Genomic DNA, 3,883 nt, shown 5'->3' with positions numbered 1-3,883 from the left:
GGAGCGTAATCCTGAAACGGATTCCTGGATGTGGCTCTTCCGCAGTGGAGAAGATGGACTTCCGCCGATCCTGCTCTACCATTACACAGAGACAAGGGCAAAGTTCCATGCAGCATCTTTCCTACAGGGGTTCAGCGGATATCTGGAGACGGACGGATACCAGGGTTATAATAATCTGCCGGACATCAAACGCTGCTCTTGCTGGGCACATGTGAGACGTTACTTCACAGATGCCATACCGAAAGGGAAAGAGTATGATTACAGCCTTCCGGCAGTGCAGGGAGTACAGTTCTGTTCCAAGCTGTTTGATTGTGAGCGGTACTCAAAAGCAAAAAATCACACTGCGGAGCAGAGAAAACAATTTCGTCTTGAAAAGGAGAAGCCAATACTGGAGGCATTCTGGAATTGGCTGGATCAACAGCGCCCAAACAAAGGAACCCGTTTGGCGAAAGCGGTAAACTATGCCCAAAATCAGAAAGACACCCTGATGACTTATCTGGAAGACGGTCATTGCAGTTTGTCCAATAATCTTAGCGAGAATGCAATCAGGCCATTCACTGTCGGCCGGAAGAACTGGCTGTTCAGTGCCAGTCCGAAAGGAGCTGCCTCCAGTGCTATTGTGTATACAATGGTCGAGATGGCAAAAGCGAATGATCTGAATACCTATAAATATCTGACATATCTCTTATCACAGCGGCCAGACGATAAAATGTCAGATGAACAGTTAGAACAGCTTGCCCCATGGAGCGAGACTGCGAAAACGAACTGTCAAAACTAAAATAGAGTAAAACGCTTGCATCTATCATTTTGGTGCAAGCGTAATTCATGAGTAACGTAGCAATATTTTGCGCTTACTTTTTATCTTTTCCATCTACTGAATAATCTTTGGGTGATTGAGCCACCTGTCCTGTGCGATTGAGCCACACTTCCGTTTTATAGTGAGCCATCATTCCGGTATGGTTGAGCCACACTGTCTTATAATAGATTCATACACAAACATTGTGTAAATCTATTGTAAACGGTAGAATACGAGCACCTTGACAAATAGCAGACCGCTTTTGCGGTCTGTTTATTTTCCGCTGGCTTTTTGCGGCTTTCTAATGTTTTCGGGCAACATATCTGACCATGGCAGAAGTTCTGCAAGAAAATCTATGTTTTTGTCATCTACATGTTTGGGAATCTCCGTAAGCAGATATTCGAAATAATCGAAAGGTTTCAGGTTATTCGCCTTTGCAGTTTCTGCGATACTGTAGATGATCGCTGAACTATTGGCTCCATTGACCGTATCGATCATCTCCCAGTTTTTCTTCCCTATACAGAATCCACGGATCGCACGTTCGCTGGCATTGTTTTCTATTGGAACATCCCCATCTTCCAGAAAAACTTTCAGGTAGCTTTCCTGGTTCAGTGCATATGTAAATGCTTCCCGTATTTTACCGTTCTTTGGAATCTTAGCTTCATTCTGTTTCAGGTACGCAAAGAAAGCATCCACCAGTGGTTTTACCACAAGCTGACGCTGCATGAGCCTGTCTTCCGTAGAAAAATCAGACAGTTTTCCCTCTTCCCGGTAAATGGCCTGTATCTGTTTCATGATCAGATGCAGGATTGATTCCTTTCGGTGTGCTTTTGGTATCACTTCCAGTGCATCGTTAAACCTGCGCCTGCAGTGAACCCAGCAGCCTGCAATCTTCAGATTTTCACGCTCCTTTTCCAATGTATGATATACCTGGTACCCATCCGTAACACAGATCCCAGTGTAATCCCTCAGGAATTCCCGGGGATGGGATGCATTACGCGTTTTCTGGTATTCATAAAGGATGATCTGACGATCCCGGTACATAAAGCCGGACCGGTACACCCACATGTAACTCTGGCTGCCGGCAGGACGCCCGTCCTTATTTACAAGTACAGGAGTCTCATCTGCCTGTATCACATGATAATCATACAGAAGTTTATGCAGATAATCATACATGGTTCCCAGATATTCTTCCCCAAGACGGATCATCCAGTTCGCCATGTTCTGTCTGGTAATGGCAAGCCCGTACCTTTCGAATTCTTTTTCAAGACGGTAGAGAGGTACCGCATTTACATACTTACCATTTATGACTGCCGCAGCAAGGGACGGGGATACAAGGCTTCCATGAAGCAGATTTCTGGGATGGGGTGCCTTTATCATGTGTTCATCCAGTTTACTGGAATAAACGCCGATATGATGTTCCTCTATCACGACACTGGCCGGAATGAACTGATAACATCGGGAAATGGCATCCGGAAGCTGTTTCCATCCGTTTTCACCAAACTCAGCCGTCAGTTCTTCCTCTTTCAGATAGTGATCAATACGTTTTACTGTCAGCCCTGCTATATCAGCCGCTTTTTTCCCTGGCTGTTTTTTCTTTTTGGGTGCTTTCAATTCTAGGTCATCAGGTTCCGGTGCATCCAGGTCGCAGACTGCCTCTGCTTCATTAAAGAATACGATAGTCCCGTCCACTTCCATGAAACGTATCTGTTCAGAATCCGCCATTTTTTCGCTGGATCTGCCAAAACGGTTCTTCTGAAAAAGGACCATCTGTTCCATCATCAGCTGCATCCTGTCATTTAAGGCCTGCGTTTGCCTGGACAATTCTTCCATCTGTCCCTGCATCCCAAGAAAAAGCTCTATCAGCAGATCCTTATCAAACTTATTCAGTTGTTCTTTTGTGTACTTGATCGTCATAACCGGAACTCCTGTCTTTATACTGATTCCGATTATAACAGAATTTTTGTATTTCCGCCAATCCTTCAGATATGGGCTTTCGTCATAATGACGGTGGATAATACATCTGGAAAGCCGTTGTTTTACAGCTTTTCAGATGTATTATCCACAACAGTTTTTCTATTCACACGATAACAAATGGAATGAGAAAAGACTGTTTGTGGATAACCTTTTTCATCCGGTTGATACACATCATTTTTACAGTTTTGGTACTTTTTTATTTTCGGCATTTTGCACAGGCTACATAATGCGGGGTGTCTCTTTCAGCTCAGAGATCGGATGGCGTGCAACGATCTCCAGTCCCTGCATCAGCATACGGTACTGGTCGTCTGTGATCGCCATTGCCTCATCTGCCGAACGGGGCCACCGGAATGCACCATTATCGAGTCTCTTGTACATAAGGAGAAAACCATCGCCTTCCCAGAGCAGTGCTTTGATCCGGTCACATCTTCTTCCACAGAAAAGAAACAGTGTATTTTTGTCGTAAGGATCAAGCTTAAACTGAAAGCGTACGATCGTTGCCAGTCCATCGATCCCACGACGGAGATCCGTAAATCCCATCGCCAGATACACCTTTTTAAATCCGGAAGCATCTGCATCATTCAGCATGGGTAAAAGCCTTTATGAGATGGCAGAGCATTTCCGGTGAAGTACCGGAAAATATCTCAACTGACAGTCCCCTGGTATTTTTAATACGGATCATTGGCAGAGTTCCTGCCGAAATGCATGTACCGGATTCTTTTGAAGTATCTGTTTTCTTTGGATCTGGTGCAGGTGCGGGCAGTTCCACAAAAGCAGTGGTTTCTGTGTCCTGCATCTGATCCAGGTATATCTGCCTGACACGCCTGAGACGGTAATAATAGTTGGCTTTTGTAAGATTATTTTGGGTACACCAGGTTTCAACATCCATCCCTTTGGGACGGTTCTGACAATTCCGAATCTGTTCTGCCCATTGTCTGATCCTCACCTGCTGAGCTACAAGGCTGGTTTGCGTAGCCATAATATTCCTCCTCTGAATCATAGTCAGTTAAAAAAGTTAAGTACTAAACTTTTTTGACTATGTTATTTTGTTGAGTATGATTATGGCATAACTTGAAGTGAATAAAAAGGTACTCAGGTTCTACCGTTTAC

General features: G+C 44.5%; 3 protein-coding genes and 1 pseudogene. 1 reads left to right on the top strand and 3 read right to left on the bottom strand.

The window, feature by feature from the left end; genetic code table 11:
• Nucleotides 1-778 (top strand): annotated as a pseudogene (locus DXD02_RS02450) (IS66-like element ISRgn2 family transposase); the annotation flags it as partial.
• 291 nt (nucleotides 779-1,069) lie between these two features.
• Here the strand turns inward: DXD02_RS02450 and tnpC are convergent.
• From tnpC to DXD02_RS02435, 3 genes are all read right to left on the bottom strand, one after another.
• Nucleotides 1,070-2,713, bottom strand: coding sequence for an IS66 family transposase (tnpC, locus tag DXD02_RS02445; RefSeq protein ID WP_118666343.1), 1,644 nt, complete (start codon nucleotides 2,711-2,713; stop codon nucleotides 1,070-1,072).
• Nucleotides 2,714-2,992: 279 nt separating this feature from the next.
• Nucleotides 2,993-3,361, bottom strand: coding sequence for an IS66 family insertion sequence element accessory protein TnpB (gene tnpB / locus DXD02_RS02440; protein ID WP_009243734.1), 369 nt, complete (start codon nucleotides 3,359-3,361; stop codon nucleotides 2,993-2,995).
• Nucleotides 3,351-3,752, bottom strand: a complete 402-nt coding sequence (locus DXD02_RS02435) for a hypothetical protein (protein WP_117761182.1) — start codon at nucleotides 3,750-3,752, stop codon at nucleotides 3,351-3,353. The genes tnpB and DXD02_RS02435 overlap by 11 nt, the downstream gene beginning before the upstream one ends.
• Between the last annotated feature and the right edge of the window lie 131 nt (nucleotides 3,753-3,883).

The sequence above is a fragment of the Blautia sp. TF10-30 genome, from assembly GCF_003481245.1.
Lineage (GTDB): Bacteria > Bacillota > Clostridia > Lachnospirales > Lachnospiraceae > Fusicatenibacter > Fusicatenibacter saccharivorans.
Note: the sequence above shows the minus strand (reverse complement) of the source record. Positions and strands in the feature narration are given on the sequence as shown.